Raw genomic sequence first — 24018 nt, 5'->3', positions numbered from 1 at the left:
TAACCTCACATCCATGATCGCCAGCAACTTTTTTGTTATTTTTGAGAAAAACCATTTTAAAATCTCATCATGAAGAATCGACTACTTCTAGCCGTATTTACATTTATTTTAGTAAGCTGTTCGCAGCAAAAAGGAAACAACTGGCCGCAATACCTTGGCCCCGACAGAAATGCCACAATCACCGATGCAGGAATACTGCGCCAGTGGCCTGAGAATGGCCCGGATAAAGCCTGGGAGTTCCCGCTGGGACCCGGTTATGGCGGAGCTGCAGTATATAACAACGAGGTGTTTGTCCTCGACCGCATTAAAGGTGAAAGCGATGTGTTACGCTGCATCGATCTGGAAACAGGAACCGAAAAATGGAACTTTACCTACACAGCTGAGGGCGAATTGCCTTATCCGGGTTCGCGTGCAGTACCGGTGGTTGACGATAACTATGTGTGGAGTGTTGGTCCGCACGGACACTTTCATTGTATCGACAAAAAAACACAACAAGCCGTGTGGTCGCATAACCTGCTGGCCGATTATGGTGGCGAACTCGACAACTGGGGGTTTTCGGCATCACCAATTGTTACCGGCGATTTGGTAATTGTAGCTCCGCAAGGCGAAAAAGCCGGGGTGGTGGCTTACAATAAACTCAGTGGCGAGGTGGTTTGGGAAAGCCGACGTTTAACAGGCTACCGTTTTCATGTGTCGCCAATATTGGGCAACTATGGTGGTGTTGAGCAGGTAATCATGACCAGCTCGTGTGTAAAAGGCGATGGATTTACTACTGATGAGGTAGTGTCTTTCGAAGTACAAACCGGTAAAGAACTGTGGAGCTATAAAGGCTTCGATTCGTTTGCCTGTATTGCGCCTCCGGTAGCGGTTGACGATACCCATTTGCTGCTCACCTCGTGTGCTTACAAAGACGCGTACGATCCGGTAACTATAATGCTGGAAGTAAAAAAGGAGGACGAAACATTCAGCTTTAATGAGCTTTTCCGCACCGAAGAGGCCGGATGTAAAATGCATCCTCCGGTGGTGATCGGAGAGCATATTTACCTGAACAACAACCACCGTGTAAATGAAATGTCGTGTTTAAACTGGCAGGGCGAAAGCTGCTGGCCCGAGAAATCAGCACCGGGTTTCGAGTTGGGAGCCATCATCATGATCGACGGAATGATTATCAACCAAAACGGTAAAAACGGCGATCTGCACCTGATCGAGCCCTCACCCGAAGGCTACAAAGAAATGGGCAAAGCCTCGTTTTTTACCATGAAAGGTTCGCAAGCCTGGTCGCCAATGGCCTATGCCAACGGCAAACTTTTGGCCCGCGACAATGAGAAGCTGGTTTGTGTGCAGCTGAAGGATAGTTAGGCTTATAAAACTCAACGTAGGTTAGATTGCTTCTCCGTCGGCTGACGGATAGCAATGACGAATGTGTTAGGGATTAGTGGGCAACGGACAGGAGACAATTATGCGGGAATGAGTGAGGTCATTGTCCGCTGCCTTCTTTATATCAAAGTTTTGGCATTGCGAAGGATCCGCCTTTTGAAGGAGACTGAAGCAATCTTTCTTCCATCGCTGCCGCGCGAATCCTTTCGCGTGGTCTAACTTACCAGCTGAATATATATTTTCAGGTGTCGATACAATCGACGGTGAGTTAGCCCATCGTTGCAAACGAGTGGCAGAGTTAGACCGAATTAATCTCATTCCCATCTTCCCAATTTTTCACTACCTTAGTAAGGATAACAAATGGTTTACGGGCGTTGAATGAAGCCGATCGTCCGTAAATGAAATCCCTGCAAAATGGTAGTATTTATCGTAATTGTTTTTTTACAAATGAACACCATGGTATTGTACGATTTTACAAAAACCGCCACACTCGATGGCTGGTACTCCGTTAACGACGATGTAATGGGTGGGCGTTCTACCTGTTCTTTTGAAATTGACCCACAGGGCAACGCCGTTTTTCAAGGGCAGGTTTCGCTGGAAAACAATGGCGGATTTTCATCGGTGCACTACCGCTTTCCGGCTATTGAAACCACCGGCTATAACTTTCTTTCGTTGCGGATAAAAGGCGATGGAAAACGTTACCAGGTACGTATTAAAAACCGGGCTGACGACTACTACTCATACATTGCCTATTTTTCCACCAATGGCGACTGGCAGGATATCAAAGTACCATTAAGCGATATGTACCCTTCATTTCGGGGCCGCACCCTCGATATGCCCAATTTTACTGGAGGGAAAATTGAAGAATTCGCCCTGTTAATCGGCAATAAAAAGGAAGAGGCTTTTCGTTTAACCATCGATAAAATTGAGCTTTTAGAAGAGTAGAATGCCAGCGGCTGACAACCGAAACACGAATCCAACTATGCACCCAATAAAACAAATAAAAGCATTGTTTCACCCCGAGCGTTACCACGGCTGGGGGCGCAGCAAACGATATTTCGAAGGCTGGTACTATAAAATTTTGTCGGCGGGAGGGAAGGAGGCTTTTGCCTTTATCCCCGGTATTGCCATGGACGATCAGGGCAATCAGCATGCTTTTATACAGGTGCTCGATGGAAAGGCGCAAACAGCAGAATACCTTCAGTTTCCGGCCAAAGCCTTTACTGCCGATTCCGGTTCGTTCTCTGTTGGTGTCGACGGGAGTAAATTTACAGGCAACAGCATGCAACTGGCGCTCAACAACTATTCAGGAACGCTGCAGTTTAAAAACACGGTTCCCTGGCCCAATAAGTGGTATTCGCCTGGGATAATGGGGCCCTATACATTTGTGCCTTTTATGGAGTGCTACCACGGCATTGTCAGCATGGATCACGAGTTGGAGGGCATCTTAAACATCCAAGGGCGGTCGGTCGATTTTAGCGGCGGACGCGGTTATATCGAAAAAGACTGGGGCCATTCCTTTCCATCGGCGTATTTCTGGATGCAGTCGAACCACTTTGCCCAACCCGGAATTTCCTTTAAAGCTTCAGTGGCAAAAATTCCGTGGTTGCGAAGTTCCTTTGTGGGCTTTATTGCCGGTTTGTATGTAGACGGGAAGCTGTTTCAGTTTACCACCTATAACGGCACCAATCTGTTGCGCTCGCTGGCCGACAAAAAGCAGGTGGAATTGCTGATGGAAAACAAAAACTACCGCCTCGAAGTAGTGGCACTCCGTCATTTTGCTACCGAACTGGCTTCACCAATCGCCGGTTTTATGGATGGTCGCATCAGCGAAAGTATGACCGCTGAAATGGACATCACCCTGAGCGATAAAAAAAGCGGAAAAGTCATCTTTCACGATACCGGCCGTTATGCCGCCCTCGAAGTGGCCGGAAAGATCAGTGAAATTTTGGTGAAGGAAGCTCTCTGATATTACTCAACTGTCATTAGACTGCTTCTCCCGATTCGTTTTACTCATCGGGATCGTAATGACACCCATTTTGGAGTTGTTGGGCAGCGGACAGGAGACAATCGTGCGGGACAAGAGTGCTAGTTGTCCGCTACCGGTTGTGTATTAGAGTTATGTCATTGCGAGGGAGGAAGGACCGAAGCAAACTGATCAAAGCTCCTTACTACCCTCGTTTGTAACGAAGCAAGTCATATCTTTTCATTGCGAAGGATCCGTCAGCCGACGGAGACCGAAGCAATCTGAACTCCCCAGCCCTCCCCAAAAAACCGTAAATTAGCCAAAACATTCGCTGTTGTTTGATTAACAAAACGGGTTTTGCAACCTTTTTCAAAAAGATCGTCTACTTAGTATAGAATGAACAACAATGGAAAATAAAGATTACATCCACATCGAGACTGTCTGGAATGAGTATTACGATCAGCTATTGCGGTTTATACGCAAAAGAGTGACGGACAAGGCAACGGCAGAAGACCTGCTTCAGAATGTTTTTCTTAAAATGCTCACCAATATCGAGTCGTTAAAAGACAGTACAAAAATTAAAAGCTGGTTGTTTCAGATTACCCGGAATACGATCGTCGATCATTACCGGAAAGCACAAAAACAGGGAGACATCGCCTCGCTACCACCCGAAGAAAATGACGAGATAAGCGACGATGTTATGGACGAAGTAGAAAGCTGGGTGGCACCTTTTATCAACCGGTTGCCCGAAAAATACCGCGAAGCACTCATCTTATCCGAAATAAAGGGAATGTCGCAAAAAGAGCTGGCCCTTTATCTGGGAATTTCGTATTCTGCGGCAAAAACCAGGGTGCACAGGGGACGCCTGCTGCTTAAACAAAAACTCACTGAATGTTGTATTTTCTACACCGATAAATATGGCAATATCATGAATTACGAATCCAATCCGAACTATTGCAAGTCGTGCAATAATTAGTGCAGTTTCTATCCCTTCCCAAAAAATTCGGGACAAGCTGTTGCAAGCGAGGGGCAGAGGTATAATTAGTTTGCAACCTTTTTTTATTCTCCGTCTATTAAAACAATTACAATGAAAAAGAATCACGACGAGATCAGAGAGGCTGTACGCGAGAACTACAGCAGAGTAGTAGAAAATAATGCAAACAACTGCGGATGTGTTACCGAAGACGGAAACGTTTGTTGTGCACCCGAACCCGCCGAATCGTTTTACCACATATCGGCACAACTGGGCTACTCTGAAAGCGAGTTACAAAACATTCCCGAAGGTGCCAACCTGGGGCTTGGCTGCGGAAATCCACAGGCCATAGCTGCCATAAAAAAGGGCGAAACGGTTTTAGACCTGGGAAGTGGTGCCGGCTTCGATGTGTTTTTGGCGGCCAACCAGCTGGGAAATACCGGCCTCGCAATCGGCGTTGACATGACCCCGAAAATGATTTCCACAGCACGCGAAAATGCCCGTAAAGGCGGGTATAACAATGTGGAGTTCCGCCTGGGCGAGATCGAATACCTGCCGGTGGCCGACAACAGTGTTGATGTAGCTATTTCAAATTGTGTGATCAACCTTTCGCCCGAAAAACAAAAGGTTTTTAATGAGGTGTTCCGCGTGTTAAAACCGGGTGGGCGAATTGCCGTTTCCGATGTAATTGCTACCACCGTTTTACCCGAAAAGGTGCTGGAAGATATGTCCCTGTATTCCAGTTGTATCTCGGGAGCCTCTACCACCGACGAACTGGAGGCGATGCTTACCCGCGCCGGATTTACCGACATCAAGATCAGGCCCAAAGACGAAAGCCGTGAGTTTATCCGCGAATGGGCACCGGGCACTACCATTCACGATTATATCGTTTCGGCAGCTATTGAAGCCCGTAAGCCTTGAAGATTGCTTCTCCGTCAGCTGACGGATCGCAATGACTGCGGTGTTGGGGTGTATTGGGCAGCGGACAGGAGACATCCATGCCCGGATGAGGATAATTGTTGTCCGCTGCTCTTTCCAATACCAATGATTGTTATTGCGAGGGATCCGTCGGCTGACGGAGACTGAAGCAATCCCTTCAATACCAATGACCAGTGACTAGTGACTAGTGACTGCGGTTACAACTTCTCACCAACCGAAACCGTTTTAAAGGCCTGGCAGCCTTCGGTCCTTAGTTTTTCAATCGAGCTGTTAAACGAACCGGTCAGTGCATTTCCTCGTCTCCCACGGCAAAACGGACAGGCATGAAAATCGCCGTTGGCATCGATGTACAGGTAGCGGTTCCCGGCCCCCATACACCCCAATTTTCGCTGGTGATAGCCATAGAACACCACAATGGGGTAATCGTTGAACTGCGGATCGTTGTTCATCCGGATGACAAAATCACTGATCATGTCGATCCTGTCCTTTCCCAAATGAACGGATTTGTCTGAAAAACGCCCCACCTGACGGGCTTCCAGGATACGGATAAAATGTGCACCCATGTTTTTGGCCAGCTGAATGTATTTTTCAAGATTTTCTTTGCTCGTGAATTCGCGGGTGGCACACATCGAAAGACTCACCAGTATCCCGGCTTTCCGGCAGTTTTCAACGGCTTTTAGCACCCACTCAAAACTGCGGGCATTATTTCGGAACCGGTTGTGTTCGTTTTCATCCCAGTGATCGAGACTGATGTTTGCCCCCACCAGACCCGCTTTTTTAAGTGCCCTGGCTTTTTCTTCCGTCAACCCAAAACCCGAAGTCAGCAACCAGAAATCAATGCGCGAGGCAGCTTCCTCCAGTATTGATATCATATCGTTGAAGCGGGTAAGTGGCTCGCCACCGCTCAGCTGCACATGCCGTATGCCCTGCTCTTCTATCTTTTGCAAAATCTCTTTTAGCTGATCGAGCGAAAGGTGGTCCCTGCTGTCGATATTGTCCCAGTCGTAACAATGCGAACACTGCAGTTGGCAGCGGTTGGTAATTCCCCAGATAATGGTTTGCTGTGGAATCATTGCCGGATTCTCGCTTCCGGCCCCGCTTTTATTCCGGAAAAACTCCTGCTGCATTACCTTTTTCAGATTGGCCGATGGAAGTCCGGGGAAATCGGTCACCCAGTAGTAGAGCCTGCCCAATTTTACCAGCTTACGTATCCGCTGATCTCCATGCACTGAACTTCTGAGTTTTTTTAGCCGCTTTACTTCCCTCACCGCGGTAAGCGGATTACGGTTGACTTTCAGGATTTGCCAGAAGATAAAAACACGCAGCCGCTTCACCAGGAACCATACTCTCCGGCCATTGATGAGTTCCGGCATTCTTTCTTGCTTTTCTTTCACCTTGTAGGTTTTTATTGTTTAGGGAACAGGTCCTTGTTCTGAAGCTCCACCATTTGCTGCATGTATTCATTCACAAAAAGGTTGAAACGCCCGGGTTCCCTGAACGTTTGCAGGTATTCGATATCCGGAGTGCCCTCAGTATCGCGCAGGATATGGTACCAGCCTTTGCTGTGCAGAAAAACGGAACGCGATTCTTCCAGATTTGCGGGAAGATCGAAACTTAGCTCCGCATAGTTGCCCACTTCGGGCTGATTGTAATAGCGGTTATCGTCGGCCTGTATTTTCTTTTTAATGTCTTTCCCCGACTGATCGACGGCTGATGTTGCCGATACAACTGTGTAGTCCAGCTCGCGGTCGGCAGAATAATCGATCCCCACATAATCGATGTCCCAGAAAAAGTTTCCCGCTTCGAGTTTAATTTTTACCGGGTTGCTTTCTGTTCCGGTTAGCCCGAACGAAAGAATGTCTTCCTTAAAGGCCATCGGGCCGATCACGTTGTAATAATCCACCGTCTCCCATTCGCCGTTTCGCTCCACCGATAAGCTTAGCGGGATATTCTGGTCGGCCGACCATTGCCGTAGCTGCTCTTCGGGTGCCCTCTGCTGTTTTTTGTTCCATCGTTCGTATCGGTCGCCAAACTGATCGTAAAACTGGTTGATCATATAATCAAGCACAAACGAGTTCTTCGCCCTGATCATTACTTTCGCAGTTTTAGCATTCTCCGGTTTTGGAAATTCCAGGATCATTCCATCGGTGAGCGGTAATTCCTGGTTGCTGATGCGGCCGGTAAAAAACAAGCTGTCATTTTCGGCAATCAACGCAGAGAGATCAGTTCCATCGAAACCGGTGGCCGACACCGGCGATAAAAGCTGCTCAGCCGTATGATACTTCCCGTATTTATCCACCCAGATGTTTAAATCGGATGAATGATCAAAAACCCATAGCTCCATAAGATTGGTATGTTGAATTTCTTTTACCTCGTTGGCTATTTTTAACTGATAAGTGCTGTTTTGATTCCTGTAAACCGGCAGTTTCAAAAAGTCGTGCCTTTCGAGTTGAGGCTGAATGCTCCCGCTATAGATTTCTCCGGTGAGCGCATACTGTTCGCCATCCCAGGAATAAATAAACGGACACGACGATTTTGTGAGCGCGACTATAACTCCCAGCACAAGAAATGCTCCGGCTGTGGCACCCAGGCTTCCAAGTACCCACGATCCGGTTGTGGCAGCCTTGTCTTTTTCGTACACCTCTATTTTCTGAATCCGGTCTAAGGGAACGGCTACTTTTTCGGTGCCCTCATAGCGGTTTAAAACGGTGGTATAAATATGCACTTCGTTTAATACGGCACTTTCGTTAGGCTTTTTTGTGCGGTAGCGGTTGGCTTTGTCAGCGTTAACCGGTTTTTGAACAATAGGAACGTAGTCCTTGTAGGCATTTGCGTTAAGTGTGTCTGTTCTCAGATCGATTGCCTTGAGTACCCAGGCATCATCTCCGTAATGAAGGACTATCGTTTTTTGCTGACTGGCATAACTGTCGATATTATCGACCACTGAACCACTTGCTTTTTTAACCTTGAAATAGTTCATGCAGCCCGAAAACAGGTTCAGCATACACACGATCAATATCCAGGAAATAAGCTTGAATCCGGTCGACCAGCGGCGAAATTTTAGCTGATCGCTGCCGGCTTGATTCCGTACTTTTGGGTAAATCTGATCTTTCATATTTGAGCTATTAGAAATTGATGGCAAATTCGGTTTTAAACACTACATCGGCCGGAGGTTTATTATAAAGCGGAACATCCAGCTCGAATGTGATGTACAGTCTGTCGTGGATCTTGGCGCATACCGACCCGTTCAGAACGACGGTGCCTGAGGTCACTTTTTCGGAGCTAGTGGTATAATCATTATAGTAATAATTGTTATACGGCTCATATACTTCGGTATACAGGTATTCCATGTACTCGTACTGCCCGAAATTATAAGCGGCTCCTACACCGAGCCGAAAAAGGTCAGACTCCAGGAAATAGTAATTCAATCCGGAGTTTATCGTATAATCCACTGTTTCGTAATAATTGCCATACAGGTTACTGTTCGACAGCCTGAATAAAAAGTTATTCTTAAAACCAAGGTGTTTACCAATACGGCGCTCGTATAAAATTTCAAAGTCTCCGTAAAACACCGGCCACAGATTTATTCCGATCAGGTTTTTTCTCATTTTTACAGGCGGAGTTTCGCTTTCGGGGAGCATAATATTCGAAAAAAAACGCTCCATGCTGCCGTCTTCGTAGCGAACACTGTCCATTTCACTTCGCCTGATGTTAAGGAAAGGTGTGTTCGGATCGTCGGATAATTTATACGACCGGGTGTGGCCCGTCTTTGTTAAGTGGTAAGCTTTTATGGTAGTTCCGTCGGTTTTGTATATCACCGACTGGGCATAAATTTTCTGACTGGTTAAGGAAATGCTTAGCAACAGCACCAGAAAAAGCGGAAGGACGGGTTTGGCAATGTAACCCTTGTAATTTACCGGCATGTTACAATGTGGTTAGTTTACGACTCAGTTTTCTCTATTAAATTTAGTGCATTTTGCTTGAATTTAAAAGCAAACGACTGATTTTCAGTGCCCGGGGCATTTGTCTGAGAAAATAAACGGCCCGCCGGCATAGCTGAAAACCCCAACTGGCAACTTTGCCTTTTAGCTCAACAGCATTATGGCCGACTAAACAATCCAAAAACCCGCTCGTACAATAGGAGCCGCATTAAGCGCAAAAACACAAAACCCGGGATGCAGGTACGGAAATTTTTGATTTCACATGGCTTTTTTCGTTTCTTTATAAGGAAAATCAACTAAAACCAAATTATGCGTTTAAGCTTGCTCCTTTGTTTACTTCCCGCCGTATTACTGTTAGGCTCGTGCACTTCCAACGAAATTACTCAGTGGCGTGGCCCCGCCCGAAATGGTATTTACCCCGACAAAAACCTGTTAAACGAATGGCCGGCCGATGGTCCTGAACTTGAGCTTTCCATAGCCAATGTTGGCAAAGGTTTGTCGCAGCCGCTGGTTTACAACAACAAAATTTACATTACAGGCATAAAACACGATACTTTAGATGTGCTTTCGGTTTACGATTGGGAAGGGAGCTTACTTTGGGAAAAAGATTTTAGCCGGTCGTGGCCGCGTACCTATCCCGAGTCGCGCGGAACCCCAACAATTGAAGACAACCGCATTTACCTGATTGGTGGCGATGCGGCTTTGGTGTGTTTAAATGCCGGCAACGGTGAGCTGATCTGGAAACAAAATCCACACAGTAACTTTTCGGGGAAATACCAATACTGGGGAATAGTTGAATCGGTATTGCTAACCGACAATGCGGCCTTATATGTTACCGGGGGCGAAGAAACTACCGTTGTGGCTTACCATAAAAAAACGGGCGAACTCTTGTGGAAAAGCGAAAGCACCGGAGGGCCAAAATCATATGCCTCGTCGGCCCTGGTTGAGTGGGGAGGTTTACAAATAGCGCTTATACAAACTGCAAACGATATTATTGGCATCGATGTTAGTAATGGCGATGTGCTTTGGACCTACAACACCATACAATACCACACCGAAAAGGGAGACGGCGAAGCCGCCAATACACCACTGTTTTATAATGGCGAGCTGTTTATTACCTACGGAAACGAACAGCCGGGTATGCTTTTTACACTTGCCGACGATGCCCGAAGCATTAGCTTAAAATGGACAAACGATATACTGGATACCCACCACGGAGGACTGGTTTTGCTCGATGGTGTTATTTATGCCTCGAATATGATCGACAACACACGAGGCAACTGGGCTGCGGTTGACTGGCAAAGCGGCCAAACCCTGTGGGAAGAAAAATGGCATACCAAAGGTTCGGTAATTGCTGCCGATGGAATGTTGTATTTTTACGAAGAAAAACAAGGAAATATTGCCCTTGTACAGCCCGACAGAACCCGGCTAAAAGTGGTAAGTACTTTCCAAATGAAAGACGGGCAGGGGCCACACTGGGCACACCCCTCAATTTATAACAAGCATTTATTGGTGCGCCACGGGAATGTGCTAAATATTTACTCACTTAAAGGGGAGTAGTCAAATGACTGACGTACACAACAAAACAATGCGCTAACCGCCGGGTGTGGAGTGAGTTGGTGAATGAGGAAATCAGCTGCAAGTTACACGTCACAAGTTGCAAGACAACTACCAGTGTCTAACTCTCTTTTTCCTTTTGCTTTCAACCTTTGCCTTTTTTAAAAGGGTTGTTTCTTTCAATTTTATTGAACATATTTGTAATGCATCATGAATCCCGATTTTATCGGGATACCAACCGAGCAAGTAAAGCCACGGTGGTTTAGTATGCGGACAGTCTGTCAAAAACAATTACAATTCAGACATAAGCCGATTACACTTGATGCACAAGGTTTAATCATTTAAAAATTGTGCTTTATGAAACAACAACTTATTCTTCACATTCCTCATTCCTCATCGCAAATCCCTGATTACACCGGCTTTTTGTTTAGCAGTGAAGCTTTACAAGAAGAAATACTGAAACTCACCGACTGGTACACCGACGAGTTGTTTGTCAATAAACAGGATGAGGCCATTATAGCTCCATTCTCGCGGGTTTTTTGCGATGTGGAACGATTTACCGACGACTCCCTTGAGCCCATGGCCTTATACGGAATGGGAGTGCTGTATGAAAAAACGGATGCGGGAAATCCAATGCGACAGGTGAGTGCCGCTTTACGCAAAGAAGTAGTGGAAAAGTATTACATGGTACACCACCAACGATTAACGGAGGCTGTTGAAAAGGAGCTGGCCCGGCGCGGCGGTGCTTTGCTTATCGACTGCCATTCGTTTCCTGATATTCCGCTTAAACGCGACCTGCACCAAAGCACCCCGCGCCCCGATTTTAACCTGGGTACCGATCCTTTTCATACATCGCCCGAACTGGCAAGTTTTGCTGAGCGGTTTTTTGTTGAACGTGGATTTACCGTTGAAATTAACCGCCCCTATGCCGGAACGCTGGTGCCCATGCGCTGGTATAACAAAAACAACAGGGTACAATCGCTGATGCTGGAAGTAAACCGCCGCCTTTACCTGAAAACCGGAACCAATGAAAAAAGCAGCAACTTCAAACAGGTGCAAAGGCTGGTGCAGGAATTTTTGGAGGTGATGCGACAAACCCAATAATGGATGTTACTTATAGTCCGTTGACAGGAGATTTTTATTTACGTTGTTTTGTGATTTATGAAACACCGAATTATCATTGAGTATCTATACAGGGATGCAGCTAACTATAAACTTTATGAAGAAGCAGAATTTAGTAATCCCAAAAATTTATCGCTCAAAGAATTTGAAAAATGGTTCAGAAGTAAATTAATTGATGGTTTATATTTTGTCCCGCATGAATTTGGATTAACAAAGCCTCAGTTTCCTTTTTATAACGCGGATTTGGATCATGATTGGTGTGAATTTATTTTGTTGAAGGAAGAAAAGAAAGAATAGCGTATTATTTTATGTTCATTTCTATTAGTTTTATGGTTGATATTTTCAACATAAGCTAATGAACCGAGCATATTACTCAGATTCCATCACATCTTTTCTATGGAAGTCCTATACCCAGATATTGGGAGAGTTAGCAGATAATAATGAATTTGCTACTGAACAAGCCCAAAAAGATGCATGGAAATTTCAAATAGAATATTTACAAAATCTGTTAGTAGGGCATACTGGCTCAATTTATTTCGAGTATGCCATACCTAGGATGGGCAAGCGAATTGATGTTCTTCTGATTATTAAATCGATCATTTTTGTTGTTGAATTTAAAGTTGGAGAAAAGGAATATCCTGCATACGCCATCGATCAAGTATGGGATTATGCTTTGGACTTAAAAAACTTCCACGAAACTAGCCACGATAAAGTAATAGTTCCTGTTTTATTAGCGACTAAAGCCAAACAATCTGATTTCTTCTTAACAACATCGAAACAAGACGATAATCTTTTTGATCCGGTAAAATCAAATACTGAAAGTCTAAGTAGTATCATCGCTCATGCTTTGCAGTTTCTTGATGGACATACACAAATTAATACTGAGGAATGGGAAAATGGACGATATCAACCAACGCCAACAATTATTGAAGCTGCAACTTCGCTATACGCAAATCATTCAGTTGAAGATATTTCAAGGAGTGATGCCAGCGCAATTAATTTGAGTCAAACTTCGGATAAAGTCGCATCGATTATAAAAAAGTCTAGGGATAATTCAGAGAAGGCAATATGTTTTGTTACAGGTGTGCCAGGAGCGGGAAAAACGCTAGTGGGGCTTAATATTGCTACAACTCATTTTGATAAAGACAGCGAATTATATAGTGTATTTCTATCTGGTAATGGACCTTTAGTAAAAATATTACAGGAAGCCTTAGCTCGCGATAAAGTAAAAAGAGTAAAAGCAAAAGGAGAGAAGCTGACAAAGAAAGTTGCTAGCAGCGAAGTGCAAGCTTTCATTCAAAATGTACATCATTTCAGAGATGAAGGATTACGGGATAGCAATCCTCCAATTGAACACGTTACATTATTTGATGAAGCTCAACGCGCTTGGACTTTGGAGCAGACTACCAACTTTATGCGACAAAAGAAAGGCGTTCCCGATTTTAATAAGTCTGAACCTGAATTTCTTATTTCTTGTCTTGACCGACATCCCGACTGGGCGGTGGTGGTGTGTTTAGTTGGTGGCGGACAAGAAATAAATACAGGTGAAGCTGGTATCTCAGAATGGATAGAAGCACTCGAGCGATCTTTCCCTGATTGGAACATTTACATGTCAACCAAGTTGACGGATAGTGAGTATAATGCCGAACAAATTCTTCAACGAATTAAACATCGAGCTAACGTAATACATTCAGATTCGCTCCATCTTGCTGTTTCTATGCGATCGTTTCGAGCTGAGAATGTTTCGTTGTTGGTTAAGCAGGTTTTGGACTTGGACAAAACCGGAGCTCAATCGACTTTAACCGAATTAAACGAAAAGTATCCCATTGTATTAACACGAAACTTTAAAAGGGCGAAACAATGGTTACGTGATAAAGCACGTGGTTCAGAGCGATATGGAATTGTAGTTTCGTCTCAAGCGCAACGATTGAAACCTTATTGTATCGATGTAAAATCGCCGATTGATCCGGTACATTGGTTTTTAGATGAGAAAGACGATATCCGTTCATCATATTATCTGGAAGATGTGGCAACGGAGTTTCATGTTCAAGGTCTTGAACTCGATTGGGCATGTGTAGCATGGGATGGAGATTTCAGATTTACAGAAGAAGGATGGGATTTTAAATCATTTAAGGGAAGTAAATGGCAAAATATAAATAAAGCTGACCGAAAGCTGTATTTAAAAAATGCCTATCGAGTGCTTTTAACCCGCGCACGTCAAGGAATGGTGATCGTTGTGCCGGAAGGCGATGTGGAGGATCATACACGGCTTCCTGAATTTTATGATGAGACTTTTGAGTATCTGAAATCGATTGGTTTCAAAGAACTTATTTAAATAATATATTATCAAATCAATTATAATAAGATGGCAGATTTTTTAACTACAAATGGGACATCATATAGAATTGAAACCATAATCATGGATGCCAAAAAGGATTTGACATTAGTTTCTCCTTATTTGCAATTATCAAAAACATTTTACGAAAGACTAAAAGATGCTTCTAAAAGGAAGGTGAAGATTACTATCATTTATGGTAAAGATGACTTAAAACCAAATGAACGTAATTCTCTTGCAGAACTTGATAATGTAGAGTTATATTATTTCGAGAATTTGCATGCTAAATGTTATTTTAACGAAATGGAAATGGTAATCACATCCATGAATATGTATGAATTCTCAGAGAAGAACAATAGAGAAATGGGAGTACATATCACAAAGCTGAAGGATTCAGCTCTATACGATAAAGCATTAAATGAAGCATCCTCAATTATTCAGTCCTCGGAAATAATCCAATTGAATAAAACAAATCGGCAGCTAAAAAAGACTTCAACAAATCAAGCTTCACATTCTAATATAAAAGAAGACAATAAACCCAAACGGGGATATTGTATTAGATGTGAAACCAGGATTCCTTATGATATCGAGAAACCTTATTGTTGGGATTGTTTTGCTACATGGGCACAATTTGAGAATCCTGATTATGAAGAGAATGTTTGTCATAGCTGTGGCGAATTTGGAGATTCTACAATGGCAAAACCAGTCTGCTATGATTGTTATAAAAAGTATGAAAAATAAGAGCTTATTATAGTCTAGCATGGATGTAAAGTAATTAGGATGAAATCGATTCTCCAACATATCCTCACCCTAAACCAAGGCATTACTAAATACGGTAAAGCGCCCCATAAACCAATTCTTTTATTGGCGGTGATTGATTCGTTTGAAGCAGGAGATGTTTTCGAAAATTGGATTGAAATTACAGATACATTGGTTCAGCACTTTCTCGATAATTGGGATGCGTTGGTAAAAACACCTCATGTTGCCACTTTTGCGCTTCCATTTTTTCACCTGAAAAACGAAAAAGGTCAGTTTTGGAAACTGATAACTTATCCCGGCAGGGAAATTCCAACTACCAAGAGTAAATCGATAAAAAGTTATCGAGCATTAACCGAAACGGTATGCGCGGCAACACTTTCGGATGAATTATTTATTTCCCTGACTGATCCGATAAAACGCGAGGCGTTGAAAGCTGCAATACTTGACAGATATTTTGGCATTCATCAAGTAGCACAATACGCAAAACGAGAAGCCTATTCTACAAAAATTAAGCAGCAAATTCTTTATGATCCTGAACAAAACTATGCCCGAATAGTAAAACAAACCATTAATGAGCAACCGAAAGAAGTTCGCGATGAATTTGTAGCTGCCCGAAGTGCCGTTTTCCGTAAAGCGATTCTGGAGGTTTACGAAAATCAATGTGCAATAACAGGTTTAAAAGTTGCGGATGCCAAAAACCGTTCACTGGTTGATGCCTGTCATATTACACCCTTCGCCGAAAGTTATAACGATTCAATAAGAAATGGCTTAGCACTGTCTCCTACTTTTCACCGTGCTTTCGACCGTGGCCTGATTGCTATTTCTGACAACTACAAAGTTTTAGTACATCCCACGTTAAAAGATTACAGCCTTAAATGCGGCATCAGGCAATACGAAAAACAAGAACTTTTAGTACCTCAGGAGTCACGGTTTCACCCCTCAATAAAATGTTTACAACAGCACCGGCAGCGGTTTGGCTATTAATAGTTTTAAAGCATACACTTTAAGGGCACCCCATAAAAAAACCTTATCAAATAAATGATAAGGTTTTAAACTGATTAGAGCAGGTGGAAGCCAAGCCCTAAAAAGCAGGGGCAAAAGTATTCTTTTCTATCACAATTCGATTATACTTTGAAATAAAATTTTAATTCCCCGCTAAACTCACTCGTGCAGAGCTGCAATTCGTGTTTTGTTTGGCAAAAACAAGAAGGTTGATAGCATCAATTTCAACACCTCCGGTTTAGAAACGCTGTATCTGGTATTGTTTTGATCTTTTCTGTGCCTTAAAAATTTGCATTCAGCGTGTATTTCCTTTTTATTATCAACACCTATTTCTCAGGCAAATTGATTAAATTAGGGGGAAGAAAAATGGCGTTTATGCAACGAGCAAGTGAAATGTTTATACACAGAAGCTGATTAAAAGTAATGCGAGTTACCTACTATACTTTTGAAAACAAGCAATTTTAATAAGATGAAAGGAGCATGGTCTAAGAAACACAAAAGGGCATAAATAAATTATCATGCGAGTTCCACGGGTATCGACCATCAACTATTAAACAGAGATCACATATGTTTGAAGCACAAAATATTAACTAAATTACATTCAAGTGAAAAAACAAAAAGAGTTAAAGCTGAACCCCTTTCAACTAAATGTGTTGCTAAACGAGGAGGAGAAACAGGATTTTCAATTTTTGTTGGAGAATGGTGTGTATTGCAACAACTGCAAAGCTGTTTGCCCCAAAGGAGTGGTGGATTACACAGCAAGTCTCGACGATCTGAACGATATCCGCATTGAAGGGCATTGTGCTGCATGCGGGCATAAGGTGGTGCGCATAATGGAGCTGGGTGAGGATCGGTCTTTTTTTGAAAAAGTGATGGAGTTCCGCCAATCGATTCAGAATTAAGCGGGCGGTTCCCGGGTTCGGTACATCTGCCCCGAAAAGAATAAACGGTTACACTCCGTTTAATCTATCATTTCTTCCCAATCCCGCCAGGCATAAGCCTTTCAGCAACTTTTAAAACCGGGGGCACATTATCCTGTCTGTCAACAAAAAGCTCCGTCCTGTAAGTTTTTTCGCCGTCCTGTACCATTTTTACACTGTCCTGCAGGGTTTTTAGCGCCCCTGTTAAGTTTTTTGTCGTCCTGTTAGGTTTTTTATGAATCCTGTTAACTTTTTAGCCGTCCTGTTTAACAGGGAGGCCGCAAAGTGTAACAGGGAAGGGTAAAAACGAACAGGGCGCCCCATTTACTAACAGGACGCCCCAAACTGTAACAGGATGCTGTTACTCAGTTACTTCGTCATCATTCTTTTTGCGGTTTTGTTTCCGCCAGTAATCACTTGTGTACCCTTTTAAACGTTTCGGATCTTTGCGGAACACATATTTGCCGGCTTCACGAATTTCATCCACCAGCTCTTTCATGTGAATATAGGCCTTGTCGCGAACGATCTTCGATTCGTTTGGATCGGCTTTGTCGCCATTGGCTTCAGCCAGTAGGTCGGCCAAAGTATCGGCCAATGTTGCAGCCTTGTCCAGTTGGGGAAGTTCGAAACTAATGGCTGTCAGCGGCTCGGGATTTTCGCGGCCCAAAACAGCAATGTCGTTCAGATCCTGAATCATATCGGCATGGCCACTACCATCGGCAATGGCGCTTACACGACCTAAAAGCGCATCGTTTTTACGGTAGGCAAAACGCATGGAGGCCAGCAAATCGTATTTGAACTCGTAGGCCAGTGGTGCCTGTATGGCCCATTCTTCCTGGGCTTCCTGTTGCGACCTGAAATCTTTGTTCCAAATGGATTGTGCCTCGCGGCAGGCACCTGCACGAACGGGTAAATCTCCGATTTTGGTTCGGTCAATTCCTACCACGGCCAGTTCTTCGGCATCGTCTAAACTCCAGTGATACAGGTTTTCGGCTTCCTGCAACGCAACGTTAACAGGCATACCGGGATCTTTTACTTCCTCGTTGGGAATAGCCTCAATCTCGGCTAATTTGGCATTGTAGTCTTCAATGTTTGACATTTTTTTCTACTTTTAAAAAGTTAGTAATAATTGATTATTGACTTTGGCCATCTGCAGGCTTTTCGGTTCTCAGGCCGTTTGTGAAAGCCTTGCAGGTGGCCTTTTTCGTATGCACGCCGGGATTGTAAGGTGGCGTGTACATGCTATCCCTGTAGCATGTGCTCGTATCAGTGTTAAAATTTTTACGGTATTTTCAGAGGGTTCTGGGTTAACCGTGTTTTTTGGTTTTTAACGAGTATAAAATTATGGAAAATAGACTTGGAAGTCAATATGTTATGTAGCAGTTGCTATCACTTCCCTCTCGATGCTTCGATCGGGACAGGCTTTCCTCCTGTGAGGCTACCCTTTATACATATCTTTTTCTGATTTAAATTTCGTCCGGGAGTACCAATTAGCTTCGATCATTTTCTTTCGCCGGACGATTCAAATCACATCATCATGACCCAGGGCGACGTAATTCGTTGAATTACTTTGCCCTGGGCTCAAATATTACGCACTTTCAGCGCTTATTCTTTTAATCAAATAGAATATCGGGCTGAAAGTCCGTATTAATTCAGCCCCGGGCAAACTCCCGATTCATCGGGAAAGTGCCGCCCGGGGTTAATGGGAAGTAATAACAAAGGCGCAAATAGAAAAGTCAATTGAAAATGAAACCTAGCATGCGCCTCATTTAGAATTCCTTTTACCGAAATTATTAGTAAAATATTTGTGTATAAAGGGTAGCCTGTGAGGAGGAGAATTGAAAATCAGCGTAGCTAAATTTGGCCGGTAGCAATATTGAAAATGAGAATTTAATTGGTAGCACGAAAAATTCCCCTCCTGCCAGGATGGGGGTATCCGTCGACTGACGGATGGGGTGGTGATTGATATAATCACTTCTTCTACCCCTGGTTTGTAACGACGGGCAATAATGCAAGGCCACGAACTATATGTTATAGCGCAAATTAATCTTTTATGCATCGAACTGAAAGCCCGGTTTGTTTGATATATTCTTGTTTGTGAATGGATTGATAGGAATCGAATAAATAATAACCGTATGCATTTTCTCCATCAAGAGGTGTTGTAGTCCAGAACATTCCCAGGCTGTTAACAGGATATGAATATCCGGGGAAGGCACTCTGGGCTCCTCCCGGTAATGCGGTAAATCCACTGCTATTCGTCGCTAAATCGTTGAATGGAAGCCAATGCGCCGTTCCTGTTTCTTTCAGTTTATTGCCTGCGATATCACTGCCGCCTAAGTAGGTAATAAGGGTTTGCCATTCTTCATCGGTGGGAACGTGCCATCCTGCCGGGCATACATTACGGGAGTCGGTTACAGCAAACCAGTTATATAATTTGCCATAGGGAACCTCAAGGGCAGTAACATTTTCGTTGTAGCACCAGGCTCCGGATGTAGCATTCTGCCAATCGCTATTCTCAATTATATTGGGGATATTATCTCCGTTGGCATATTTTGTAGTCCTCAGATTTTCGACCAGCCAGGTTTGTGTTCCGATGGTAACTGACGAGTAAGGATTTCCATCCGGATCAAAAACCGTTGCTTCAGGCATAGTAACAACAAGTTCGTTACCATATCCGGTGCCGGCAATATTGGTTGCATAACTTCGGATATAGTAGGTAGTAGCCGGTAATAAGCCATAGGGATCGCTGGTAAAAGATGAATAATTGAGCTGGTCTTCGGTTTTGTTATCAGCAATGGTTGGCGAAGGATCAGTGCTCCAGCAAACACCTGCGTTTAGGATGAGGCCCTGTGACAAAATATCGCCCCCGGTTGATATTACGAAAGTTCCTGCATTGTTTATTTGTTTGGTAGTAAGTTGTGGGAATCCTATGGTTGTGAATTCATAATTGCTACTGTAAAAAACTTCCTCGTTCGCAACAGCATAAGCACGTGTATAATAGCTTGTACCGGGTAAAAGTCCGGTAATTGTGGTTTCAAAAATGCCGGTTCCGCTTCCTGCTTCGGTTTTACTGTCGGCGATGGTTGGATTTATGGTGGTGCTCCAGCACGCTCCTCTTGAAGTAACTGTTTGGTTAGACTCAATACGCCCTCTCATAAAAGCCTCGCTACCGGTAATATCACCAAAATCCACAATAACAGCTTCAGTAAAGGGGAGTGGTTCCAGTGTGATGGATAAAACATCTCCATATCCAATACCAGCGCCATTTATTGCATAAGCCCTAAGGTAATAAGTAGTTTCAGGAGCCAGGTTTAGGATTGTTGTAAAATCATCATTCCCAACGCCATCCATCGTGAAAATACCTTGCAGTGTGGGTGAGCTGTCGAAACCTATGCAGATACCTTTTTGAAAGATCTCTGTACCACCATCGCTGGTAATATTTCCTCCGCTTGTTACTGTTATTGCATCAATAAGTTCGATGGGCTGTGTGGTGAGTTCCGGAGGGAAAGGATTTTCAAAACAGGAATTCATAACTATTCCCTGGCAAACGATAACAAGTGTAAGAAAACACTTATTGAGTTTGCTTTTATAGCGAGTGAGCCGTGGATTCATTTCGTTAAGATTAAAATTTTATATGATAACCGATAGAAAATGCAACCGGCAAGGGATCCTTAATATCATATTCCATTGACTCAAGATCATCAACAGCATCTTTATAAGCCTGAGGTCGAAATGGAACCAGTAACTCAGCACTTAGGAATGATTTTTCCTTTAATTTGAATTCAACACCGACACCTGCCGAAAAGCCAAAATAAGTTGTTTTGGTTTCCATTACCACGGCGTCGACAATCAATACCACATTGTATCCGTACATAGCTGTGAGATATGGACTCAGTCTTTTTTGGGAGGGTACATGATACTGTACTCCGAGGTTATATCCCAGGGCATCCAGGTTGTATCCCAACGAGCCAAATACACCGAGTTGTTCGACTGGTCTATAGGTCAATCGCGTCCCAAATCCACCATAACTCAATCCCGCACCTGCCCCGATATCGCCATGATTTGAGGACTGTCCAAACAACAAGGGAGTACTCAGCAATATAACCATGGTGAAAATTGTAATGCTCTTTGGCAGAGTCGATCGCAACAATGTTGTTTTCATTGCTCAATGGTATTAATGTATAAGAAAGTTACTGCTTTTTACTGATATTTCAATCGGTTTTGTGCAGTTCGTTACTGACAAAACAAACGGCTTTTTGATGTCAATACGAGGGATCCGTCAGCCGACGGAGACCGAAGTAATCTCTCGTCTACCCCTCGTTGCAAACAAGGGGCAGGAAGAGCTACCGCGCCCCCGAAGTTGTAGGGCTTTCGCGTGGTCTGTTAATTATTACAGCATAAAAATACCCCGGGCGTAACCTTAAATCGCTCGCATCGTTATTTTAGAAGTAACAACAGATAATTCTGTCTTAAATTGAAATAGTATGGCAAAGTACCTGGTTTGTGGAAATTACATTGGCGAAGGAATGAGGGGATTAATGAAAGAGGGAGGCTCAAGCCGGCGTTCTGAGATTGAAAAATTAGTGGCTTCGCTGGGCGGCACCGTGGAGTGTGTGTATTACGCTTTTGGCGATTACGATATTTACGGCATATTCGATATGCCCGACAGTGCCGGTATGGCGGCCTTTTCGCTGCAGGCAGCATCGAGTGGACTGGTAACGGTAAGTAGTATTCCATTGCTTACACCCGAAGAAATTGATGAGGCAGCAAAACGAACAGGCGTATACCGCGCTCCGGGAGTGGATTGGTTGCCGTAAACAAAGATTGCTTCTCCCGGCAAATCGGGCTAATCATTTGCGTTGTACAACGTCGTTAAAAACGACAAAATATTTTCCCCTAGGTGCAAACGAGGGGCAGAGGGATAAGGTGGTAACACAACAATATACTTTCCCTCGTTGCCAACGAGAAGGAGAGGCCTATTGAGTATTATAGCATAGATTACCTCAGAACTAAACAAAAGGAGAACAGCAACATGGAAAAGACAAAAACGACGATTTCGCGCAGGCGCATTTACCGGATCAAATGCCAGGGATTTACCGGTTACAGTGATGAAGAGATTTCGCAATTAGCCTTTGCTAACCGTTTTCCGGTGATCATCTGTTTGATTATGCTTGGTGTGGGTGTGGCACTTGCAAATATTCCGCTGCTTTCAGCTTTGCTTGTGGTATCGGTACTGTCGATTGTATTGCCCTACCATGTTTTCGATTACGTATACAACCACTGGCTGAGGTTTAAAATGGGTAAGCCAAAGTTAGCCCCGCGCCCTAACCAGTTAAAATTTGCGTGTTTTCTGGCTGCCGCATGGACGGCCATTAATATTTACCTTTTTGCCTCCGGGCAAACGACCGCCGGATATATTTCAGGAGCAATTATGTTTTGTGTACCACTGCTGGTGGCCACCATTGATCTTTGCATCCCTTCGATGATCTATAACTTTTTGTTTCGGATTAAAATTCAGTAAGTTTTTCGTATGCCACCTAGTGACTGAACCCCTGCTGTCCTTGCTACCGCGCGAATCCATTTTCTGCTGCCCCGCGTTACCAGCGTGGGGTAGGATTTATACCGACAGGAATTGAATGGCCTCTTTTACCGTCATCTTTTCGCTGATGTTTGCCGCCTTTGCCAGCTGGTTGCAAACCGTTATAATGCCGTTGTCCAAAACGTCCTGTCCGTTGAAGATCTCTGCACTCATACAGTCGACCGTGCAGGCAGGGATTCCTGCCTCGCTCAGCGATTCGAGGCTTTTTATGCCTGCATTGTTTTTACCTATTCCGGCATCGTTAAAAAACACGGCTTTTACGTGGTATTTTTGTGCATAAGCACCTGCGCTCACTCCACCATGCGACCCACACACCACGATATCGCCTGCATTGCTTTTGTTTAAAAAAGTGATGCTGTCAGTTACGGTAACAGTTGTTCCGGCAATTGGTGTTTGTTTTTGTTTTTTGAGGTCTCCCTTAGTGCTTTTGTCCTGCACATTATTCTCTGCAGTGAATTCATCGTTCTTACTTTTTGTTTCGAATGAAAGCGCCTTTGCAATATGACTTATTTTGGCAACGGCCTCTTTCACCGAATCGCCGGCTTTTATTCCGGCAGCTTCTGCTTTTGGGCCGGTGTGACTTATAATTCCGCTTTCCCAGGTATCTTGTGAAATTCCAATCTCGGCGCTGTAATTATCCACAGCACAAGCCAGAATATTCGCTGCATCGTAATGGGTGATACCTCTTATTCCTGCCTGATTTTTGCCAACACCTGCATTGTTGAGAAAAGCAACTTTTACGCCGCAGTTTTTTATGTGTGCGGCCAAATCGCTACTGCCTCCGCAATGCGATCCACAAACAAGAATCGGGTGGATATTATCGGATTGTAAATCCCCTAAACTGTCGAGTAGTACTACACCTTCAGGCAATTCCATAACAGAACAATTTCAACTTAACAACGAATGGCTACACATTCCTCAGCAACAAGTTCTTCCCGGGCAATTTGGCTTCCCATCTCGTAGGCCTTTATGTTGCCTTCAACAAACTTTGCAGGAACGTTTTCCCGAACGATCTGAATCATTTCGTCGTGCGGATAGTTTCTCAACTCGGCATAGTAGCCCAACATCACCACATTCATCATTTTGTTGATATCGAAATCCAGGTTTTTATGCGCATTCGGTTCGATGATAAATTTCGTATTCTCCGATCTTTTTATGATTTCGGTTTTGCACTCAGGCAAATCTTTTTGCAGCCGGGCATTAACGCTGGTTGAAGTAAGCTCGTAGGTGCTGGTCAGTAGCACACCGTCTTCTTTTAGCGCATGCAAATGCCGCAGTGTTTCCGTTTGCTCAAAAGATATAACGTAATCAACATCTCCTGCTTTAATAAACGGCGACAACACTGGTTTGGCGGAATAACGGAAATGGCTCTCGACACCTCCACCACGCTGGCCCAAACCAATCACGTCTGAGATTTTCAAGTGGTATCCCCGTTTCAGATAAAACTTACTTAAAAGATTGCTAAAAAGGAGAATCCCTTGTCCTCCAACACCGGCAATGATGATATTCTTTCCTGAGTCTTGCATAT

Annotated in this window: 22 protein-coding genes and 1 riboswitch; of the genes, 14 read left to right on the top strand and 8 right to left on the bottom strand. The window is 43.9% G+C overall.

Annotated elements, in window-relative coordinates:
• Positions 1–69: 69 nt before the first annotated feature.
• The 5 genes from G4420_RS06165 to G4420_RS06145 all read left to right on the top strand — a co-directional run bounded on the left by G4420_RS06165 (position 70) and on the right by G4420_RS06145 (position 5237).
• A complete protein-coding gene (locus tag G4420_RS06165; protein ID WP_163322665.1) occupies positions 70–1359 on the top strand; it encodes an outer membrane protein assembly factor BamB family protein in 1290 nt (429 codons plus the stop codon).
• Between the two features lie 432 nt (positions 1360–1791).
• The gene (locus G4420_RS06160) at positions 1792–2322 is read left to right on the top strand and encodes a CIA30 family protein (RefSeq protein ID WP_204273605.1); all 531 of its coding nucleotides are present in this window, start codon (positions 1792–1794) and stop codon (positions 2320–2322) included.
• Position 2323: 1 nt separating this feature from the next.
• A complete protein-coding gene (locus G4420_RS06155; protein ID WP_163322664.1) occupies positions 2324–3346 on the top strand; it encodes a tocopherol cyclase family protein in 1023 nt (340 codons plus the stop codon).
• A 403-nt stretch (positions 3347–3749) separates the two neighbouring features.
• Positions 3750–4319 carry an RNA polymerase sigma factor SigZ gene (sigZ, locus tag G4420_RS06150; RefSeq protein WP_163322663.1) on the top strand — a complete coding sequence of 190 codons (570 nt, stop codon included), beginning with the start codon at positions 3750–3752 and terminating at the stop codon, positions 4317–4319.
• Positions 4320–4430: 111 nt separating this feature from the next.
• Positions 4431–5237, top strand: a complete 807-nt coding sequence (locus tag G4420_RS06145; RefSeq protein ID WP_163322662.1) for an arsenite methyltransferase — start codon at positions 4431–4433, stop codon at positions 5235–5237.
• A 215-nt stretch (positions 5238–5452) separates the two neighbouring features.
• Here the strand turns inward: G4420_RS06145 and G4420_RS06140 are convergent, their stop codons facing one another.
• The 3 genes from G4420_RS06140 to G4420_RS06130 are packed head-to-tail and all read right to left on the bottom strand — an operon-like array spanning position 5453 to position 9178.
• The gene (locus G4420_RS06140; RefSeq protein ID WP_163322661.1) at positions 5453–6649 is read right to left on the bottom strand and encodes a radical SAM/SPASM domain-containing protein; all 1197 of its coding nucleotides are present in this window, start codon (positions 6647–6649) and stop codon (positions 5453–5455) included.
• Positions 6650–6660: 11 nt separating this feature from the next.
• Positions 6661–8370, bottom strand: coding sequence for a hypothetical protein (locus G4420_RS06135; RefSeq protein ID WP_163322660.1), 1710 nt, complete (start codon positions 8368–8370; stop codon positions 6661–6663).
• A 10-nt stretch (positions 8371–8380) separates the two neighbouring features.
• Positions 8381–9178, bottom strand: a complete 798-nt coding sequence (locus G4420_RS06130) for a hypothetical protein (RefSeq protein ID WP_163322659.1) — start codon at positions 9176–9178, stop codon at positions 8381–8383.
• Positions 9179–9505: 327 nt separating this feature from the next.
• Here G4420_RS06130 and G4420_RS06120 point away from each other — a divergent pair, with 327 nt between their 5' ends.
• The 7 genes from G4420_RS06120 to G4420_RS06090 all read left to right on the top strand — a co-directional run bounded on the left by G4420_RS06120 (position 9506) and on the right by G4420_RS06090 (position 16873).
• A complete protein-coding gene (locus G4420_RS06120) occupies positions 9506–10756 on the top strand; it encodes a PQQ-binding-like beta-propeller repeat protein (protein ID WP_163322658.1) in 1251 nt (416 codons plus the stop codon).
• A gap of 197 nt (positions 10757–10953) precedes the next feature.
• A riboswitch (SAM-I-IV-variant riboswitch) is annotated at positions 10954–11052 on the top strand.
• A 58-nt stretch (positions 11053–11110) separates the two neighbouring features.
• The gene (locus tag G4420_RS06115; protein ID WP_163322657.1) at positions 11111–11857 is read left to right on the top strand and encodes an N-formylglutamate amidohydrolase; all 747 of its coding nucleotides are present in this window, start codon (positions 11111–11113) and stop codon (positions 11855–11857) included.
• A gap of 57 nt (positions 11858–11914) precedes the next feature.
• Entirely contained in the window at positions 11915–12172 is a 258-nt protein-coding gene (locus G4420_RS06110) for a hypothetical protein (RefSeq protein WP_163322656.1), read from the top strand.
• Between the two features lie 58 nt (positions 12173–12230).
• A complete protein-coding gene (locus tag G4420_RS06105) occupies positions 12231–14210 on the top strand; it encodes a DUF2075 domain-containing protein (protein ID WP_163322655.1) in 1980 nt (659 codons plus the stop codon).
• A gap of 30 nt (positions 14211–14240) precedes the next feature.
• Positions 14241–14951 (top strand): phospholipase D family protein, encoded by a 711-nt coding sequence (locus G4420_RS06100; protein ID WP_163322654.1) that lies wholly within the window; start codon positions 14241–14243, stop codon positions 14949–14951.
• A gap of 39 nt (positions 14952–14990) precedes the next feature.
• Entirely contained in the window at positions 14991–15953 is a 963-nt protein-coding gene (locus G4420_RS06095) for an HNH endonuclease (protein WP_163322653.1), read from the top strand.
• 623 nt (positions 15954–16576) lie between these two features.
• Entirely contained in the window at positions 16577–16873 is a 297-nt protein-coding gene (locus tag G4420_RS06090) for a hypothetical protein (RefSeq protein WP_045025796.1), read from the top strand.
• Between the two features lie 379 nt (positions 16874–17252).
• On the opposite strand, the gene G4420_RS06085 is transcribed toward G4420_RS06090, so the two are convergent.
• The 3 genes from G4420_RS06085 to G4420_RS06075 all read right to left on the bottom strand — a co-directional run bounded on the left by G4420_RS06085 (position 17253) and on the right by G4420_RS06075 (position 20999).
• A complete protein-coding gene (locus tag G4420_RS06085; protein ID WP_163322652.1) occupies positions 17253–17990 on the bottom strand; it encodes a hypothetical protein in 738 nt (245 codons plus the stop codon).
• Between the two features lie 944 nt (positions 17991–18934).
• The gene (locus G4420_RS06080) at positions 18935–20503 is read right to left on the bottom strand and encodes an FISUMP domain-containing protein (protein ID WP_163322651.1); all 1569 of its coding nucleotides are present in this window, start codon (positions 20501–20503) and stop codon (positions 18935–18937) included.
• 10 nt (positions 20504–20513) lie between these two features.
• Positions 20514–20999 carry an outer membrane beta-barrel protein gene (locus tag G4420_RS06075; protein ID WP_163322650.1) on the bottom strand — a complete coding sequence of 162 codons (486 nt, stop codon included), beginning with the start codon at positions 20997–20999 and terminating at the stop codon, positions 20514–20516.
• A 376-nt stretch (positions 21000–21375) separates the two neighbouring features.
• Here G4420_RS06075 and G4420_RS06070 point away from each other — a divergent pair, with 376 nt between their 5' ends.
• Both G4420_RS06070 and G4420_RS06065 read left to right on the top strand, forming a co-directional pair.
• Entirely contained in the window at positions 21376–21708 is a 333-nt protein-coding gene (locus tag G4420_RS06070; protein ID WP_163322649.1) for a GYD domain-containing protein, read from the top strand.
• Between the two features lie 215 nt (positions 21709–21923).
• A complete protein-coding gene (locus G4420_RS06065) occupies positions 21924–22412 on the top strand; it encodes a DUF4395 family protein (protein ID WP_163322648.1) in 489 nt (162 codons plus the stop codon).
• Positions 22413–22508: 96 nt separating this feature from the next.
• Here G4420_RS06065 and G4420_RS06060 read toward each other — a convergent pair whose 3' ends face one another.
• Together G4420_RS06060 and G4420_RS06055 are read right to left on the bottom strand one after the other, a co-directional pair.
• Positions 22509–23366 carry a hypothetical protein gene (locus G4420_RS06060; protein ID WP_163322647.1) on the bottom strand — a complete coding sequence of 286 codons (858 nt, stop codon included), beginning with the start codon at positions 23364–23366 and terminating at the stop codon, positions 22509–22511.
• 17 nt (positions 23367–23383) lie between these two features.
• Positions 23384–24016, bottom strand: coding sequence for a 2-oxoacid:acceptor oxidoreductase family protein (locus G4420_RS06055; RefSeq protein ID WP_163322646.1), 633 nt, complete (start codon positions 24014–24016; stop codon positions 23384–23386).
• Between the last annotated feature and the right edge of the window lie 2 nt (positions 24017–24018).

The organism is Draconibacterium mangrovi (genome assembly GCF_010586825.1).
Lineage (GTDB): Bacteria > Bacteroidota > Bacteroidia > Bacteroidales > Prolixibacteraceae > Draconibacterium > Draconibacterium mangrovi.
This window is presented reverse-complemented; position numbering and strand designations above follow the sequence as displayed.

What these genes read in the sequence shown, in the direction of transcription:
- G4420_RS06070 (WP_163322649.1), top strand. Translation starts at nt 21,376, where the DNA reads ATGGCAAAGTACCTGGTTTGTGGAAATTACATTGGCGAAGGAATGAGG.
- G4420_RS06100 (WP_163322654.1), top strand. Translation starts at nt 14,241, where the DNA reads ATGGCAGATTTTTTAACTACAAATGGGACATCATATAGAATTGAAACC.
- G4420_RS06065 (WP_163322648.1), top strand. Translation starts at nt 21,924, where the DNA reads ATGGAAAAGACAAAAACGACGATTTCGCGCAGGCGCATTTACCGGATC.
- G4420_RS06105 (WP_163322655.1), top strand. Translation starts at nt 12,231, where the DNA reads ATGAACCGAGCATATTACTCAGATTCCATCACATCTTTTCTATGGAAG.
- sigZ (WP_163322663.1), top strand. Translation starts at nt 3,750, where the DNA reads ATGGAAAATAAAGATTACATCCACATCGAGACTGTCTGGAATGAGTAT.
- G4420_RS06060 (WP_163322647.1), bottom strand. Translation starts at nt 23,366, where the DNA reads ATGGAATTGCCTGAAGGTGTAGTACTACTCGACAGTTTAGGGGATTTA.
- G4420_RS06055 (WP_163322646.1), bottom strand. Translation starts at nt 24,016, where the DNA reads ATGCAAGACTCAGGAAAGAATATCATCATTGCCGGTGTTGGAGGACAA.
- G4420_RS06095 (WP_163322653.1), top strand. Translation starts at nt 14,991, where the DNA reads ATGAAATCGATTCTCCAACATATCCTCACCCTAAACCAAGGCATTACT.
- G4420_RS06120 (WP_163322658.1), top strand. Translation starts at nt 9,506, where the DNA reads ATGCGTTTAAGCTTGCTCCTTTGTTTACTTCCCGCCGTATTACTGTTA.
- G4420_RS06135 (WP_163322660.1), bottom strand. Translation starts at nt 8,370, where the DNA reads ATGAAAGATCAGATTTACCCAAAAGTACGGAATCAAGCCGGCAGCGAT.
- G4420_RS06160 (WP_204273605.1), top strand. Translation starts at nt 1,792, where the DNA reads ATGGTAGTATTTATCGTAATTGTTTTTTTACAAATGAACACCATGGTA.
- G4420_RS06145 (WP_163322662.1), top strand. Translation starts at nt 4,431, where the DNA reads ATGAAAAAGAATCACGACGAGATCAGAGAGGCTGTACGCGAGAACTAC.
- G4420_RS06110 (WP_163322656.1), top strand. Translation starts at nt 11,915, where the DNA reads ATGAAACACCGAATTATCATTGAGTATCTATACAGGGATGCAGCTAAC.
- G4420_RS06165 (WP_163322665.1), top strand. Translation starts at nt 70, where the DNA reads ATGAAGAATCGACTACTTCTAGCCGTATTTACATTTATTTTAGTAAGC.
- G4420_RS06080 (WP_163322651.1), bottom strand. Translation starts at nt 20,503, where the DNA reads ATGAATCCACGGCTCACTCGCTATAAAAGCAAACTCAATAAGTGTTTT.
- G4420_RS06075 (WP_163322650.1), bottom strand. Translation starts at nt 20,999, where the DNA reads ATGGTTATATTGCTGAGTACTCCCTTGTTGTTTGGACAGTCCTCAAAT.
- G4420_RS06155 (WP_163322664.1), top strand. Translation starts at nt 2,324, where the DNA reads ATGCCAGCGGCTGACAACCGAAACACGAATCCAACTATGCACCCAATA.
- G4420_RS06085 (WP_163322652.1), bottom strand. Translation starts at nt 17,990, where the DNA reads ATGTCAAACATTGAAGACTACAATGCCAAATTAGCCGAGATTGAGGCT.
- G4420_RS06130 (WP_163322659.1), bottom strand. Translation starts at nt 9,178, where the DNA reads ATGCCGGTAAATTACAAGGGTTACATTGCCAAACCCGTCCTTCCGCTT.
- G4420_RS06115 (WP_163322657.1), top strand. Translation starts at nt 11,111, where the DNA reads ATGAAACAACAACTTATTCTTCACATTCCTCATTCCTCATCGCAAATC.